Genomic DNA, 16,555 nt, shown 5'->3' with positions numbered 1-16,555 from the left:
AATTGACTAAAAATTTATATGTATCTCCTCCCTTCGTATTTGGCTCAAAATCTTAATGAGTAAAAGTAATTATACCATTTACTTCCTGCGAAAATTGTAGAAATACTTGATTTTCATAAAAAAATGACCTTAGGATAGTACTTTCGTCCTAAGATCAAATACTGCGTTGACGTTTAACCGGTTGCCAGATCCTGGTGATTAATAATTATTATGTATATAGAATACATAATTCTTTATAAAAAGAATCATCTTATTCTCTTTTTTTTGATAAAATGGCTATGAGGATTTCAGCTTTATTTTTTATAAAGAAAGGAAATACAACATGCCAAAAAGGACCGATATTAATAGTATCCTGATTATTGGGTCAGGTCCCATTGTGATTGGACAAGCCTGCGAGTTTGACTATTCGGGGACCCAGGCCTGTAAAGCGCTTCGCAAACTGGGCTACAAGATCGTACTGGTCAATTCCAATCCTGCCACCATCATGACAGACCCCGGAATTGCTGATGTCACCTATATCGAACCATTAAACCTTGAAAGTCTGACGAAAATCATCGCCAAGGAACGTCCCGATGCCCTGCTGCCAAATTTGGGCGGTCAGTCGGCCTTGAACCTTTCCTCCGAGCTGCATCAGGCAGGCGTTCTTACGAAGTATAACGTCAAAGTCATTGGTGTTCAGCTGGATGCGATTGAACGTGGTGAAGACCGAATTGCTTTCAAAGAAACCATGAACAGGCTCGGTATTGAAATGCCCCTCAGTAAAGCAGCCTACAGCGTAGAAGAGGCTGAAGCGATTGCCCAGGAACTAGGGTATCCGGTGGTTATCCGCCCGGCTTACACCATGGGCGGAACCGGCGGTGGTCTGGTTTACAATGCTGAAGAACTGAACGTGATTGCGAGCCGCGGTATTGCCGCAAGCCTGGTCGGTCAGATCCTGGTGGAAGAATCCGTACTTGGCTGGGAAGAACTCGAGCTTGAAGTCATCCGTGATGCCAAAAACCAGATGATCACCGTATGTTTTATTGAAAATATTGATGCAATTGGTGTCCACACCGGCGATTCCTTTTGTTCGGCCCCAATGCTGACGATCAGTCCCGAGCTTCAGGAGCGCCTGCAAAAATATTCTTATTCTGTCGTCGAAGCCATTGAAGTCATTGGCGGCACCAATGTGCAGTTTGCGCATGATCCGAAGACCGGTAGGGTTGTCATCATTGAGATCAACCCGCGTACTTCCCGATCCTCAGCATTGGCCTCCAAAGCAACAGGTTTGCCGATTGCGCTGATCTCTTCCATGCTGGCGGCAGGGCTGACCCTGGACGAAATCCCGTACTGGAGAGACGGCTCTCTGGACAAATACACACCTTCAGGCGACTACGTTGTTATCAAGTATGCGCGCTGGGCCTTCGAAAAATTCCCGGGTTCAGTGGACAAGCTTGGAACTCAGATGCGCGCCGTCGGTGAAGTCATGAGTATCGGGAAAAACTACAAAGAAGCGCTGCAAAAATCCATTCGCTCTCTCGAGATCAACCGTTACGGCCTGGGCTTTGCGAAAGATTTCCATCAGCGGTCTCTGGAAGAACTGATGGCCATGCTGGCCGAACCGACCAGCGAGCGTCAGTTTATCCTTTACGAAGCGCTGCGCAAAGGCGCAGATATCCATGATCTGTACGCTTTGACCTATATCAAGCCTTACTTCCTGCAGCAAATGAAAGAACTTGTAATGCTGGAAGAAGAGATCTTAAAATACAGCGGCCAAAAGCTGCCGGATGAACTGCTGACTCAGGCCAAAAAGGACGGCTTTGCAGACCGTTACCTTGCAATGCTCTTAAACTTAAGTGAAGCGGAAATTCGTAAACAGAGAGTTGCTCTGGGGGTAGTGGAAGGCTGGGAAGCTGTCCCAGTAAGTGGCGTTGAAGATGCCTACTATTATTTCTCTACCTATAATGCTCCCGACAAGACCACAAGCAGCAACCAGCCAAAGGTAATGATCCTCGGTGGCGGACCGAACCGCATCGGTCAGGGCATAGAGTTTGACTACTGCTGCGTGCATACCGCCTTTGCGCTGCGTGATCTTGGCTATGAGACTGTCATCGTAAACTGCAATCCCGAAACGGTTTCTACGGACTACGATACCTCCGATAAACTATATTTTGAACCACTTACCGTTGAAGATGTCCTGAGCATCTACGAAAAAGAAAAACCACTTGGCGTAATCGTGCAGTTTGGCGGCCAGACCCCACTGAACATTGCAGATGAGCTCAAAAAAGCCGGTGTCAAGATTCTCGGCACAACCCCGGAAACCATCGCGCTGGCTGAAGACCGCGATTTGTTCCGTAAGATGATGGAAAAGCTGGATATTCCGATGCCGGAATCCGGAATGGCCGTCAACCTGGAAGAGGCGCTTGTTATCGCTGACCGGATTGGTTATCCTCTGATGGTCCGTCCTTCGTTTGTTCTGGGTGGACGTGGTATGGAAGTTGTTCACGACGCAGAGATGCTAAGCCGTTACATGGCAGCTGCGGTAGGCGTGACGCCCGACCGGCCGATTCTAATCGACCGTTTCCTGAGCAATGCGATCGAAGCGGAGGCCGACGCGATCGCGGACGGCAAGGATGCTTTTGTACCTACCGTCATGGAACATATCGAGCTGGCCGGTATCCACTCTGGAGACTCGGCCTGCGTCATTCCGCCGATCAGCATCCCTGAAAAGCACCTCGCAACGATTGTGGAATACACGAAAAAAATTGCCAAAGAGATGAACGTTATCGGGCTGATGAACATGCAGTATGCAATCGCCGACGACAAGGTTTATGTCTTGGAAGCAAATCCGAGAGCTTCAAGGACCGTACCACTCGTGTCCAAAGTCTGTAATATTTCCATGGCCCGTATTGCGACCGAAATTATGATGGCTGTCAATGACGGTAAGGAAACATCCGTTAAAAACTTGACTTCCAAAACAGTACCTTATTTCGGAGTCAAGGAAGCAGTTTTCCCGTTTAATATGTTTACCGAAGTTGACCCTGTACTCGGACCGGAAATGCGTTCGACCGGCGAAGTACTCGGCCTGGCCGATTCGTTTGGTCTAGCCTACTACAAAGCACAGGAAGCAACCAAGTCCCCGCTGCCGGAATCAGGTACTGTGCTGATCAGCGTCAATGACGACGATAAGCCTGCCGCACTCGAGGTGGCCAGGAGTTTTGCTCAGACCGGCTTTAAGATCATGGCTACAGAAGGGACCCACAAATTCCTGCTGCAGAACGGAATCGAAGCCGAAAGAATCAAGAAGCTGTATGAAGGCCGTCCGAACATCGTGGACAGTATCACCAACAAGGAAATCCATCTGGTGATCAATTCGCCGTCCGGCAAACGCAGCAAACATGCAGATGCCTATATCCGCAAAGCGGCAATCAAGTATAAGGTCCCGTATATCACCACGATGACCGCTGCCGCGGCAAGCGTCAAAGGCATTGCCGCCTATGACGCGAATGGCGCATCTGGAATAACCTTAAAGTCCCTGCAGGAATACCATGCCGAAATTAAAGGGTAACGCAGGCGTCCTATTAAGAATTTTTATTCTTCACAAGCTTTAGCTTTTCCATGACTTCCAGAAATTTGACGGAATCAATGGGTTTGGATGCATACGCGTCACACCCATATTCAAAGGCCTTTTGCACAAAATCCGATTCAGCCAGAACGGTCGTCATGATGATCTTGGCTTGTTTTTCACGTGGAACCCCTTTTTGTATTTCCAGATCACGAATAGCCTTTAACGCCCTGACTCCATCAACTTTCGGCATCATGACATCAAGACAGATCAGCTCATAAGGGCTCTCTTCCTTAAGCGACATCAGATAAGCATCGATTGCTTCCAGTCCGTCAACAACCAGATCGCACTCACCATATTCTGATAATAATTTGTACAAATATTTTCTGCTGGCTAAATCATCTTCAGCTATGAGTATCTTTAACATCCCAATCCCTCCTATTACGTCGTTATTTCGTACTTCATTGCCTAATAGCTTATAACTTAATTGCTAAGTGACTTTTTAAAAACATCATACGCTTCTTTAAATAAGCTGAAGTACTCAATCTCATCCTCAATATTATTTTTTCTTCTCGCCAATTCGATTTTAAAAGCACAGAATTTTAATTCATCTGCTTCGATCTGATTGCACAGGTTTTTCAGCCGATTGGCAATCGATTCTATGGCTTCATATTGCATGCTCTCAAAATGATCGTCGAGTTCTTTAACGCAATGCTCGATTTCCTGCATTACCGAAGTATAATGTTCAGTGTCTTTATTCCCAGATTTATTTGTAAAAATAATTTCGCCATGGTCCCCAAGCTCAACCTTATCCGGAAACTCTTGCCGGTCTCGACCCACAAAACTAATTTTTTCCATCAGACCATTGATGTCAATCGGTTTTGCCAGATAACTATCCATTCCCATCGCCAGAAACCTTTGTTCGTCACCCTGCAACGCATAGGCAGATACTGCAATAATTGGTGTATGGGTTCGGCTGCCTTCAGATTCTCTGATAATCTTCGTTGCTTCTATCCCATCCATCACGGGCATCTGGATATCCATCAGGATCAGGTCATATTTTTTTTTCTTAAAAAGATCCAGGACCTCCAAACCATTGTCTGCAGTATCGACCTGATGGCCCCTTTCCTTCAGCATGCGGCGAAGAAAGACTTGACTTACCTCATCATCTTCAGCAAGAAGAATATGCAAAGGCCGGATGATTGGGCTGATGTCAGGTCTAAGGAACGGTACCGTCTTGCTTTTTATTCCTATTTTAAATTTGATCGTAAAATAGAACGTGCTTCCTCTTCCTTTTTGACTGCTTACCTGCATGGTCCCACCCATTAGCTCGACTAGCTGCTTGGAAATTGCCAACCCCAGGCCTGTTCCGCCATATTTTCGGGTAATAGAACTATCGACTTGGGTAAATGTTTTGAACAGGAAGGTCTGATCTTCTTCGGAAATACCTATTCCGGTATCCTGAACAGCAAATTTCAGTTCAATGTCCTGATCTGTCTTCAGAACGTCGTTTACAGTGACAAATATTTTACCGGTATCCGTGAATTTTATCGCGTTATCAACCAGGTTATTTAGGACCTGCCTAAGTCTATTCGGATCACCGATCAGATACTTCGGGATGCTAGGATCGAGATCATACGTTAATTGAAGCCCCTTTTTACTGGCCCGTAGCGTATGCACCTTCGAATTCTTCTCAAGCAGATCATGCATGTCAAAATTGATGTTTTCAACAACGAGTTTCCTGGCCTCAATCTTGGAAAAATCGAGGATATCACTGATTAACGCCAACAGGGAGTTGGCACAGATTTTGGCCGTTTCGAGGTTATCCCGTTGTTCAGGATTCAAGTCCGTGGCCAGCGTTAAATCAATCATTCCGTTAATGCCGTTCACCGGCGTCCGGATCTCATGACTCATGTTGGCGAGAAATTCACTTTTGGCCCGATTCGCAGCTTCAGCTTCTTCTTTGGCCTTGATAAATATTTCCTCATTCTTTTTTCTCTCCGTAATATCCCGTGCAATGAGAATGAGATAGTCTATATGATTAAGTTTAAATTGCCGTATATTGATCTCAACGGGAATTTCTCTGCCATTTTTGGAAATATGGATATCTTCAAACACATAGGTTTGATAATTTCGAACTTGAGTCATTAATATATCCACTTCCGCTTTGCCTATTCTAGAGATTATCTTTGGCGAATGTCCGATCAGCTCATCCCGCGTATATTCGAGTCCTTTGCAGGCGACTTCATTCACTTCGACAATCGTGATTTCACCTTTTTCATTGACTTGCTCCAGGAAAATGGCATCTTTGGCATTTTCAAAGACGCTTCGGAATTTTTCTTCACTCTCGATTAGCGCCCGCTCCGAAGCTCTCCGCTCGGATATATCCCGCGCCAGGGAATATATGCATGTTTTGCCGTTAGTATTTATCAGATGTGCACTGACTTCAACCGGGATCTCCCTTCCGTCTTTAGTGACATGCACATGTTCGGCTGTATCGAATCCCTGCTGTATCAGCTTTTCCAATTGTTCAATTTGATTTTTCGTATCGTATTTAACGATATCCGGCAGATATAGCTGAAAGAGTTCCTCTCTCGTATAACCAAGTCTTTGACAGGTAATATCATTGACTTCAATTATTTTCCCGATCCGATCGTCATTCTCAATAATTTCAACGATATAGATTGCATCCGTAACATTGTTATATAAATTCCGATAACGTGTTTCGCTGTCCTGCAGCTGTTTTTCAATTTTTTTACGTTCGGTTATTTCTCTAAGCACGCACAACAATACCTGTTGACCATTGATCATCGTGGTCTGTGCGCTCACTTCAACAGGAACTATACTTCCGTCTTTCCGTTTCGTGTTTGTTTCGATAAAGAGTCCTTTTTCCACGGCAATCTTCAGTTGTTCTCTGGCAAACGTTACATCTTCTGCAAAATCAAAAACTGTTTTTTGCACAATCTCATGATGATCATAGCCATAAGCTTTCAAAGCTGCTTTGTTGGCTTCGAGAATTTTCCCATCCTGTGAAACGAACAGGATTATATCTCTGGCATTCTCCGACAACAGTTGATAGCGTTTTAAAGCGTCTTCAGCAATTTTTCTGTCGGTGATGTCCAGAATAATACCGATTAGTCCGGCATACTCACCTTCAAGGTCATAGTATGGGCCGCCGGAACTGAGACACCATCGATACTCCCCGTCATAATGTCTTAGGCGAAGCTCATATTCAAAAGATGTCTGATTTGCTTGTGCATTTTTTATAATTTTTTTATAAGCGGCTCTGTCTTTTGGATGTAAAGCTGATAACCATTTACTGCCCATACACTCTTCAAAACTCATACCCGTAAAATCCAGCAGATTTTTGTTCACGTAAGTTATTTCTTTTTCTGCGGAACGCCATATGGAAACCGGAAAATAATCCAACAGTTTCAGCTGAAAATCGTGGGACTTTACCAACGACGTTTTCAGTACTTTTTCTTCAGTGATATCATTTAAGGCTATTACAATATTTCTTTTGCCGTCTACCATCAGCGGAGAGATGCTGACTTGGAACCATAATTGTTTTGTTTTGCCGCCAAGAATAAATGTCTGGGAGAACTCAAGCCCCTCGATAGATTCATTGTTTTTTAGTGCCCGCAAGCCGGCACGTTTAATCTCACACTGTTTGCATTTCACTGCGTAGCCACAGCCCCTGGGATCTTCAAAGCCGACTGCACATTTGAAAGCCTGTCCGAATGTTTTACCAAGTACATCTTGTTCTTGCACATGCATCAATTTGAGCGCCGCATTGTTTACGTGGCTGATGTATGTCTGCTCATCGACAATGACCATATTGACCGGGGACGAATAAAAGATCGTCCTAAAATTTTCTGCTTCATTTTTATAGTTGTTTTCAATTTCTTTGATTCTAGTGATGTCCCTGAAAACAAAGATGACCCCTCTGACTTCACCGTCTTGTTCGATCACTGGGGAACTGCTTGCCGAAATACAGATGATTTGGCCATCTTTTTTGATCAATGCCGAATGGTTTTTTAAGCCCAGAGCTTTCTTTTTCCTAATGGTCAGCTCGATCGGAGAATCCATTATTTCTTTGGTTTCATTATTAATCACCGGAAAGACTTCTTCAAATGTTTTGCCCTGAACCTCTTCCGGAAGCCAGCCCGAAAGCTTGGCAGTGGAATCATTGATGTATAAAATGGTTCCCAGATGATCCGTATACACGACACCATCTCCAATACATGCCAAAGCTAACGCCATTTCATTTGTTGTGACATTGTAGCTTTTTTTGCTTTTATTCATTGGCCCTTATTCCTTACTTCAACATCGTACAAATCAACTGGGGAATGTTCATTAAAGAAGTTTGTCTTTCAACGGCCCCGATATCATAAGCGACTTTCGGCATACCGTAAACCACGCAGGAATCCCGGTCCTGACCGATCGTTCTGGCCCCTTTTCTTCTCATCTGCAAGAGTCCCTTAGCCCCGTCATATCCCATACCGGTTAAAATAACACCCAGCGCATTTTTGCCTGCTTCCTTAGCCACGGATTCAAATAAGACATCGACGGAAGGACAATGGCCGTTGACCTTTTCTCCTGTGAAACACTCGATCCTGTACCTATTCGCTATCTTTTTGATTTTGACATGCTGGTCGCCGGGTGCAACCAGGGCCATTCCCTGTTCCAGGTAATCTCCGGTCCGGGCTTCCTTGACCTTCAGTTTGGTCTGGTTATTCAGCCGCTCGGCAAACATCCGGGAAAAAACAGGAGGAATGTGCTGAACAACCACGATCCCCGGTATATTGGCAGGCAGCCGCTTCAGGATGCTGCAGACAGCTTCTGTTCCCCCAGTGGAAGCCCCGATCGCAATGATCTTTTCGGAATGATCGACAAGCTGGTTTTCGATTTTTTCCGCCGTATCCTTTAGCGACGGAAATATCCGTGCGACTGAAGCCACCTTGATCTTGATCTTTAACTCATTTAGAAAATTTTCCACTCTTTGTGCGGCATTCATATCCGGCTTGCCGACAAACTCGACAGCCCCTGCATTCAGCGCATCAAAGACAGCATCGCTTACCGTGCTGATCACAATCACCGGGATCGGGTACTGCGGCAGCAGCTTGCGGATAAATTCAATGCCGTTCATTTTGGGCATCTCGACATCACAAGTCATGACGTCCGGTTCAACTTCCAGAATTTTATCCCTGGCTTCAAACGGGTCTGCGGCCATACCCACGACTTCGATCTCCGGGTCGCTGGCGATTCCTCTGGCCAGAACCTCCCGGAAGACAATGGAATCATCTACAATTAAAACCCTAATCTTTTTTTTGGCCATGATATCAACCTACTTCTAAATATTATTCTTTTCTGTATACGGCTGGCATGACATATTTATATTGGGTTGTATCTTTGTTAAGCGATTCGGAATGTCCGATGAACAGGTAGCCGCCATACTCCGTCATGTCATAGAATTTCTGGACAAGCTGTTCTTTGGTCGGCCCGTCAAAATAAATCATCACATTCCGGCAGAAAATCACATGGAACTTCTTTTTAAAAGGAAATACCTTTTCTATCAGATTAAAGTTCCTGAAAATTACTTCATTTTTAATTTTTTCTACAACAATCGCATTTTCCCTGTCGAGCTTTCTAAAATAATTTGTTCTCCACAGTGCTGGCAGTGCCGCAATCTTATCATTGGCGTATTCGCCATTTCTGGCAATCGTTAAGGCTTTGCTGGAAATGTCGGTTGCGAGAATCTTCGTATCCCACCAGACTTTTTCCTTGCCAAAAAACTCATCAATGATCATCGCGAGGGTATACGGTTCTTCACCGCTGGAGCACGCCGCGCTCCAGATCCGCAGATCCTTATCTCGACAATGGGCCGCCAGTCTAGGCAGAACGTTCTCTTTTAAGAAAGTAAAATGCTCCGCTTCCCGCATAAAAAATGTATGGTTGGTGGTAATCTTATTAATAAAGGTGGTCATGGCCTCCCCACCGTTATGTGAAGTAATGAAATCGTAATATTCCGAGAAACTTTTAAAGCCGTTCTCGATAAGGACACCCTGCAGCCTGCCGTTAATCAGCGATTGCTTTTCTTTTTTCAGATGAATCCCATAATTGGCTTCGATATACGCTGCAAACTTCACAAATTCTTTTTCCGTTATCGTTATCATAACAGACCACCATCTTCTCCAACCATTTTTTCGAAAAGAGGGCCCCGAATCAGGCCCTCTTTTCTCTTGCATTTTACTTAGTACTTGCCGAATTCGTCGTCACTCAGGACAATTTTCTTTTTTGGCTTTTCCTTTAGTGCGGGAGCCGGACTGCTGCTGTTCATATTCTCGAGCATTTTCAAAATATCCGGGCTCATATTTTCGATCCCTTTTAACGAAGCGTACTGGCCGTTTTTCCGCAGCTTGAATTTGGCAACTTGAACATTCAGCAGCTCGGACTGGCTCGCCAGTTCCTCACTTGCAGCGGCACTCTCTTCAGCAGTTGCCGAGTTGGTCTGAACGACTTCCGCGACCTGAGCAATACCCTGGTTGACCTGGTTGATGCCAATGGCCTGTTCGTTGGAAGCTACTGCAATGTTGTTCACCAGGTTGGCTACCTTCGAAATTCCTTCGACGATATTGTTTAATTCCTTCGCCGTGTCGCTGGCAATCCGGGTGCCATTATCAACATTCTTGATCGAACCCTCGATCATATCCGTTGTTTCTTTGGCAGCATTGGCCGAACGGGCAGCGAGGTTTCTGACTTCCTCTGCCACAACGGCGAACCCTTTGCCATGCTGTCCTGCCCTTGCAGCTTCGACAGCGGCATTCAGGGCCAGGATATTGGTTTGGAAGGCAATATCGTCAATGACTTTGATAATTTTGGAAATATTATTAGAAGAATTGTTGATTTCATCCATTGCACTGAGCATTTCTTTCATCTGGCTGTTGCCCTGGGCAGCATTTTTCTTGGCTTCTTCGGCCAGCTGGTTTGCCTCATTGGCATTTTGGGCATTGAGTTTGGTCTGGGAACTAATTTCTTCCAGAGAAGCCGTCAGTTCTTCAATGGAACTAGCCTGCTCGGTTGCGCCCTGGGAAAGGGCCATGCTGGAATCGGACAGTTGTTTCGAGCCTGAAGCGACCTGCTCGGAAGCACTGTTGATATTACTGATCACTTCATTCAGGGTCAGCGTCATGGTCGAGAACGATTTAGCAAGCGCTCCGATTTCATCTTTGCCGCGGACATCTATATCGACATTTAGATCGCCGTCAGCAATTTTATCGGAAACTTCTACCAGTTTGCGGACAGGGTTTGTGATCGAGCGAGCCATAAAAAATCCGAGGATGATCGACAGAACGATTGCGGTCAATGTGGAGACGGCCAGTATAATTATAGTTCTGGTTTCTTTGGATGCAATACGATCTTTTGCCGTATCAATGTTTTGAGCTCTTTGCTCTGCCATTTGCGTATTTAAATCGATTAAGGCTTTTGTTTCCGGTGCAATTTTTGCCCCAACTGCCGTGATTTGTGCAGCATTGCCTCCTTTGACTGCGGCAAACAGCTCTCCACTTACCGCAGCGGTCCAGGCGTTGCTTCTCTCTACCATGGCCTTGTTCTCAGGCGTATTCTCCATGGCTAACAATTCCTCTTGCAGTTTGGTGCACTTCTGGGAAATCACATTGAAATCGTCAACATAGGACTGTTTTCCATACAACATGTAGGCTCTGGCCAGACTTGCTCCATCGGTGAAGCTTAAGGCCAGATCTTCATTAATTTGGAATTTCACAAATTCGACTTCTGTCATCTGATTAACGTCTTTGACCATAGAATTAACCTGAGTATAAGTGACTACAGAAATGATTGCCAGGATGACGACAATGACAATATAGCCGGCTAAAATCTTGGTTTGAAGCTTGTTAAAATTCATGATATTACCCCCTCACTAAGTGTAGATGTCAGGTTGGATAGTTCTTCTTCTTTTAATAATTTGTCGCAATCAAGAATGAGCTTGATACTGTTGTCGACCTTGCCGATTCCTTTAATGTATTTGTTGCTGGCACCTCCATTAACACTGGGAGGAGGCACGATTTCGTCTTCAGGGATGACAAGCACCTCGCATACGCTGTCCACGATTAGACCAATTGATATTTCCTGAATGTCGATCACGATGACGCAGGTCCGGTCACTATATTCCATAAATGGTTTTTTGAAGCGCAGGCGCACATCGATGACCGGAATGATCTTCCCTCTCAAATTGACAATTCCGCGAACATAATTGGGCAGCTCCGGCACTTCAGTAACCGGCTGGATACCGATAATTTCTGTCACGTACTTAATTTCAATCCCGTAGATTTCGTTGCCAAGAGAAAAGGTTAAAAACTTGTTTTTCTGAGTATCTTCTTCCAAAAAATCTTCTGCAATCATTTCTGCCATTAAAATCACTCCTTTCCTGTTACTTCTTCACAAGTCTGGTTATACTCTGGATGTCAAGAATTAGACTAATGTTTCCGTCACCTAAAAGCGTACACCCTCCTAACTCGTTATCTTTTTTAAAATTTTGAATGTAATACGGCAGTGCTTTCACAACGACCTGTTGTTCTCCAAGCAGTTCATCAGCAAATAGACAACAGGACTTTTCTTCATCTTCAACCATGATAAATATGCCCTGGCTGAATTCTGTAACCTCCGTTTTTACTTTGTACAGCGTATGGAGCCTGATAACCGGATAACACTCACCCCTTACCATAATCATTTCATTTCCGTCGGGATCTCTGATAATATCGGATTCTTTCGGTCTGAATGATTCTCTAATGGATATTGTCGGTATGGTATACCTTGAATTTCCGACTTTGATGTTCATTCCGCCGATGATCGCCAACGTTAATGGGATCTTCATCGTAATCGTAGTTCCTGTACCTTCAACACTATCTACCGAAACGGATCCGCCTACCGTCTGGATATTCTTGGAGACAACATCCATGCCCACACCTCTGCCGGAAAATTCCGAGATACTTTCCTTGGTTGAAAATCCGGGCAGAAAGATCAAATTAAAAATCTCTCGGTCGCTCATCTCCTGTTCAGATTTGATCAGTAGGCTGTTTTGTCTGGCCCTAATCAGGATTTTTTCTTTATTCAGCCCTTTACCATCATCTCTGACGATGATCAGAACATCACTTCCGGCATTTTTTGCTTCCAAGGTGATTGTTCCGGCTTTGGATTTCCCTGTCGCAACCCGTTCCGCGACCGCCTCAATCCCATGGTCAATCGCGTTGCGAATCAAATGCATCAGTGGATCAGAAATATGTTCAATGATATTTTTATCGACTTCCGTTTCCTCCCCGATGATTTCCAAACGAATTTCCTTGCTCAGCTTCTTGCTCATATCACGTACGATTCTATGCATTTTGTGGAAAGTCGTCGACAGTGGAACCATCCGAATCGCCATGACCATATCTTGTAATTCCCCGGTAATCTTTCCAAGCTGCCGGGCTGCCTTATAGAAATTATCAAGCTGCAGCCCTTTAAGGTCAGGGTTTTGGGTAACCATGGCCTCGGCAATCACCATTTCCCCGACCAGGTCCATCAGTCTGTCCAGCTTGACAACATTGACACTGATGATGCTTTGCTGGGCAGAAGATGAAGAAGAAAGTTGGCCTTCTTTCTCAGCCTTTTCCTCCCTTTCAGCTGTCTGTAGGACAGGAATCTGTGGGGTTAAGTTATTCTCATGCTGATTCATTACAGGTTCATCTTCCTGATCTTCGATCTGTTCCAACTTCAGCTCTCTGATGAAAATTGTCTGCATAAAGAATGCATGCATTTCTTCATAGCTTTTATCTGTCCTTAAGACTACTGTAAAGCCCTGTTCTTTAATGACCTGAGCACTCAGATCGTTTTCAATAATATCTTCCGGGGTGAAAATGTACTTGTCCGCAATTTCTTTCAAATTATGGATAACGGTGTAGGCTCTGATATTTTCCATTTCACAGCCATCCTGATAGAAAATTACAGCCTTGTACCAGCTTTTCTCAGCAGGAGTTTTTGTTATGTTCGGCGCAATATAATATTTAGACTTTTCTTCAGGTATTTTTTCGATTATTTCTTCTATCTTTTCCGGGATGTCCTTCGGCTTTTCAGCTGACTTTATTTTCGTTTCTTTCCTGGATGCAGGCACTATTTCTGCTAAAGGATTTTGTGATTTAAGTTGGTTTAGAAAATCTGCAATCGTCTCTTTCAGAGGCTGCGCATCTCCGTCAACGAGGTCTTTGGCCTTTACTTTTTCCAGTTCGACTTTGAGAAAATCGACACCCTCGAGTACAATATCCGAAAGCGCGGAGCAGTCGACCTCCCTGGGATCGTTTTCGCGGATGAAATAGAACAAGTCCTCGATTGAATGGGCAAGAGAAGCGATGTTGTCAAAAAGCATCATTGCAGATGAGCCCTTAATGGTATGCATGATCCGGAAGATCTCATTGACATCGTCTTTGGAAATATGATTGGATTTTTCACTGGCCAGAATGGAATGCTCTAGTTGTTCAAGCAGATTGGACGTTTCAAAAATATACAGGTCTAACATGGATTCATTGGAATAACTACCAGCCATTTTTATCTGCCCCCCAAACATATCGACTGACTATTTTAATGCATTCACCTGATTTAAGGTTTTGACTACGACATCTTCTTTGAACGGTTTGATAATAAAGGATTTTGCACCAAGCGCAACAGCCTGCCTTACCATACTTTCCTGTCCCATCGCGGAAACCATCACGACCTTGGCTTTCGGATCAAATTTCATGATTTCGGGTAATGCATCCAAGCCGCTCATCTCAGGCATCGTGATATCCATGGTTACGACATCAGGTCGCAAATGTTTATAGCTTTCCAGGCCTTCCAAACCGTTCGCGGCCTCACCGACGACCTCAAAACCATTGTTTTGAAGCATATTTTTGATCGCCAGCCGCATAAATGCCGCATCATCTACAATCAGTACTTTAATCAATGGACTCCCTCCTTTGAGGATTAATCTTGCCTTGAATGAAAGAACCCAGGATCGCATTGACTGCCTCCAAGCATTTCCCCCGTAAAGAGAAAGAATACTGCTGTAGTCTCCACCTCAAGCAAAGTGCTACGCAGGTACCAATAATGATATCAGTCAGCATCTCGCTCGATAGTTTCGGAGGTATTTCCCCTGTCTCCTGGCCTTTCTGAATAATTTCCTTTAAAAAGACAAACCGTGTTGAATAAATGTCTTCGACTTTTGATTTTAACGCTTCATCATAGCGCATGATTTCCAAAGATAGAAGTACTGCGGTGATTGACGGATAATTTTCGTAATACGAAGAAAGTGATTCAACAAGAAAAAAAATTGCTTCTTCCGCAGTTTCTTTCTGTTGGGCTGTAAGGAACAGGTCACTATCATACTGCGAGAAATAATCCAGGACGCCGAGCATCAATTCATTTTTGCTTTTGTAATGCTTATAGATGGCTCCCTCGGTGATATTCTGCTTTTTTGCAATCTCGCGTGTCGAAATTTGGTGGATTCCGTATTTATCGATTAGATCAATTGTCGTTAAGATGATGCTTTCTTTCCGATGTATTATTAAATTCATATGGTAATAAACTCCTGTCCTGGAAAGTAAGTGTTTACTTACCATCTTTTACACCTAATATACTGCATAATTTGTCGAATGTCTACAATTTTTGACATAATATTTTAAATATTTTGATATATTCTTCGTATGGCTAAATATATATTTGGATTGGCTTACATACAATTTTAGGGAATAAAAAAAGGCTTCCTGTTAAATCAGATAAGCCTGTTTCCCTATTTAATATTTTTTCGTTGAATTTGGATGAAAGGAATCAAAAAAGAGATTGATGCAATTTGATTGATCCAATCTCTTCTTTCAGCTTTATGATTCACAGCTTCCGGAACTGCAGTCCGATCCACACTCACCTTTTAGAGGTGATTTGATTTCAAATTGATCCCCATCGGGGGTGTCAATATAATTGATCACAACACCCTCAAGAACTTCTGCAAATTGCTTGTCTGCGACAATTTTAAGTCCATGCTGTTCATCAAATGTATCGTCAGGGGTCTTTGACTCATCCAGAGTCATGCCGTAATTCGGCCCCCTTCAGCCAATGCCGGCTACATAGAGCCGCAAGTAAGAATTATCCATGTTCTGAGTTACCATAATGTCTTTAATTCTCTTGGCTGCGATTTCAGTAACTTCAAACATAATTGCACCTCCTTTTTAGTCTGACAATCTTTATTCATATTACATGAATAAGAAATGCTTGTCAAAATGATTGAAAAACAAATTAAAAAGTTGTAGTATGTCTAATTAATTAGCAGATTTTACGTGTCGTCAAGCAGGTTATTAAACCGGTTTGTTGCTTTTATATATTTCACTAGTCCGTTAATCATAATTCCGGTTATGATTCCGGTAGGTACTGAAAACAGTAACATAACAGGCAAGTAGAAAAAGATCCCTGAAAACCTTAGAACCAAGGCTGCCATGGCCAATTGCCCAAGATTATGGGCTACAGCCCCTGCTACACTGATACCAACCATACTTAGACCTGCAGAAAAACGCAACAGCACTGCCATGATGATCGCAGCTGCAACAGCGCCTAAAAAGCTCATAAAAAAACCCATACCGAATAGGGTCCCACTGAGCAAAGAACCGAGGATTGTCCGTAGTACAGTAATTTGCAGGGCCGTCTTAAAATCAAAGACGACCAAAGCCACTAACGTAATAATATTGGCCAAACCCAGCTTCACTCCCGGTATAGGCAGCGGATTAGGGAACATACTCTCAAGATAATGAAGAACGGAGGCTTGAGCCACGAGAATGGCAATAACAGCCAGTTTCTTTGTTGATATCACATTTTTGACATATTCCATAACTGGATCTTCCTCCGAATTATGCAATCCCCTTCAGATCATGCAATTTTTATTTGCATTAAACCCATATAAGTACTATTATTCATACGAAACAGAAATTGTCAAAG

At 43.9% G+C, this 16,555-nt stretch carries 12 protein-coding genes; 1 reads left to right on the top strand and 11 read right to left on the bottom strand.

Going from position 1 to position 16,555, the window contains the following annotated elements; genetic code table 11:
• Nucleotides 1-322 precede the first annotated feature (322 nt).
• Nucleotides 323-3,547, top strand: a complete 3,225-nt coding sequence (gene carB, locus A7K50_RS03565) for a carbamoyl-phosphate synthase large subunit (RefSeq protein WP_119774659.1) — start codon at nucleotides 323-325, stop codon at nucleotides 3,545-3,547.
• Nucleotides 3,548-3,560: 13 nt separating this feature from the next.
• On the opposite strand, the gene A7K50_RS03560 is transcribed toward carB, so the two are convergent.
• The 11 genes from A7K50_RS03560 to A7K50_RS03510 all read right to left on the bottom strand — a co-directional run bounded on the left by A7K50_RS03560 (nucleotide 3,561) and on the right by A7K50_RS03510 (nucleotide 16,448).
• Nucleotides 3,561-3,971: a response regulator gene (locus tag A7K50_RS03560; protein WP_119774658.1), complete on the bottom strand. Its 411-nt coding sequence runs from the start codon at nucleotides 3,969-3,971 to the stop codon at nucleotides 3,561-3,563.
• A gap of 56 nt (nucleotides 3,972-4,027) precedes the next feature.
• Nucleotides 4,028-7,849, bottom strand: a complete 3,822-nt coding sequence (locus A7K50_RS03555; protein ID WP_119774657.1) for a PAS domain S-box protein — start codon at nucleotides 7,847-7,849, stop codon at nucleotides 4,028-4,030.
• 13 nt (nucleotides 7,850-7,862) lie between these two features.
• Entirely contained in the window at nucleotides 7,863-8,882 is a 1,020-nt protein-coding gene (locus A7K50_RS03550; protein ID WP_119774656.1) for a chemotaxis response regulator protein-glutamate methylesterase, read from the bottom strand.
• Between the two features lie 22 nt (nucleotides 8,883-8,904).
• Entirely contained in the window at nucleotides 8,905-9,720 is an 816-nt protein-coding gene (locus tag A7K50_RS03545; protein ID WP_119774655.1) for a protein-glutamate O-methyltransferase CheR, read from the bottom strand.
• A gap of 77 nt (nucleotides 9,721-9,797) precedes the next feature.
• On the bottom strand, nucleotides 9,798-11,468 hold the full coding sequence (locus A7K50_RS03540) for a methyl-accepting chemotaxis protein (protein WP_119774654.1): 1,671 nt from the start codon (nucleotides 11,466-11,468) through the stop codon (nucleotides 9,798-9,800).
• Nucleotides 11,465-11,974: a chemotaxis protein CheW gene (locus A7K50_RS03535; RefSeq protein WP_119774653.1), complete on the bottom strand. Its 510-nt coding sequence runs from the start codon at nucleotides 11,972-11,974 to the stop codon at nucleotides 11,465-11,467. The genes A7K50_RS03540 and A7K50_RS03535 overlap by 4 nt, the downstream gene beginning before the upstream one ends.
• 19 nt (nucleotides 11,975-11,993) lie before the next feature.
• Nucleotides 11,994-14,141 carry a chemotaxis protein CheA gene (locus A7K50_RS03530; protein WP_119774652.1) on the bottom strand — a complete coding sequence of 716 codons (2,148 nt, stop codon included), beginning with the start codon at nucleotides 14,139-14,141 and terminating at the stop codon, nucleotides 11,994-11,996.
• Nucleotides 14,142-14,171: 30 nt separating this feature from the next.
• Nucleotides 14,172-14,537 (bottom strand): response regulator, encoded by a 366-nt coding sequence (locus tag A7K50_RS03525; RefSeq protein ID WP_019225081.1) that lies wholly within the window; start codon nucleotides 14,535-14,537, stop codon nucleotides 14,172-14,174.
• A complete protein-coding gene (locus tag A7K50_RS03520) occupies nucleotides 14,530-15,147 on the bottom strand; it encodes a TetR/AcrR family transcriptional regulator (RefSeq protein WP_119774651.1) in 618 nt (205 codons plus the stop codon). Before A7K50_RS03520 ends, A7K50_RS03525 begins: the two co-directional genes overlap by 8 nt.
• 303 nt (nucleotides 15,148-15,450) lie before the next feature.
• Nucleotides 15,451-15,657: a hypothetical protein gene (locus A7K50_RS03515; protein ID WP_119774650.1), complete on the bottom strand. Its 207-nt coding sequence runs from the start codon at nucleotides 15,655-15,657 to the stop codon at nucleotides 15,451-15,453.
• A 242-nt stretch (nucleotides 15,658-15,899) separates the two neighbouring features.
• Entirely contained in the window at nucleotides 15,900-16,448 is a 549-nt protein-coding gene (locus A7K50_RS03510; protein WP_119774649.1) for a Gx transporter family protein, read from the bottom strand.
• Nucleotides 16,449-16,555 lie beyond the last annotated feature (107 nt).

Source organism: Dehalobacter sp. MCB1 (assembly GCF_003590275.1).
In the GTDB taxonomy this organism is placed as follows: Bacteria; Bacillota; Desulfitobacteriia; order Desulfitobacteriales; family Syntrophobotulaceae; genus Dehalobacter.
Note: the sequence above shows the minus strand (reverse complement) of the source record. Positions and strands in the feature narration are given on the sequence as shown.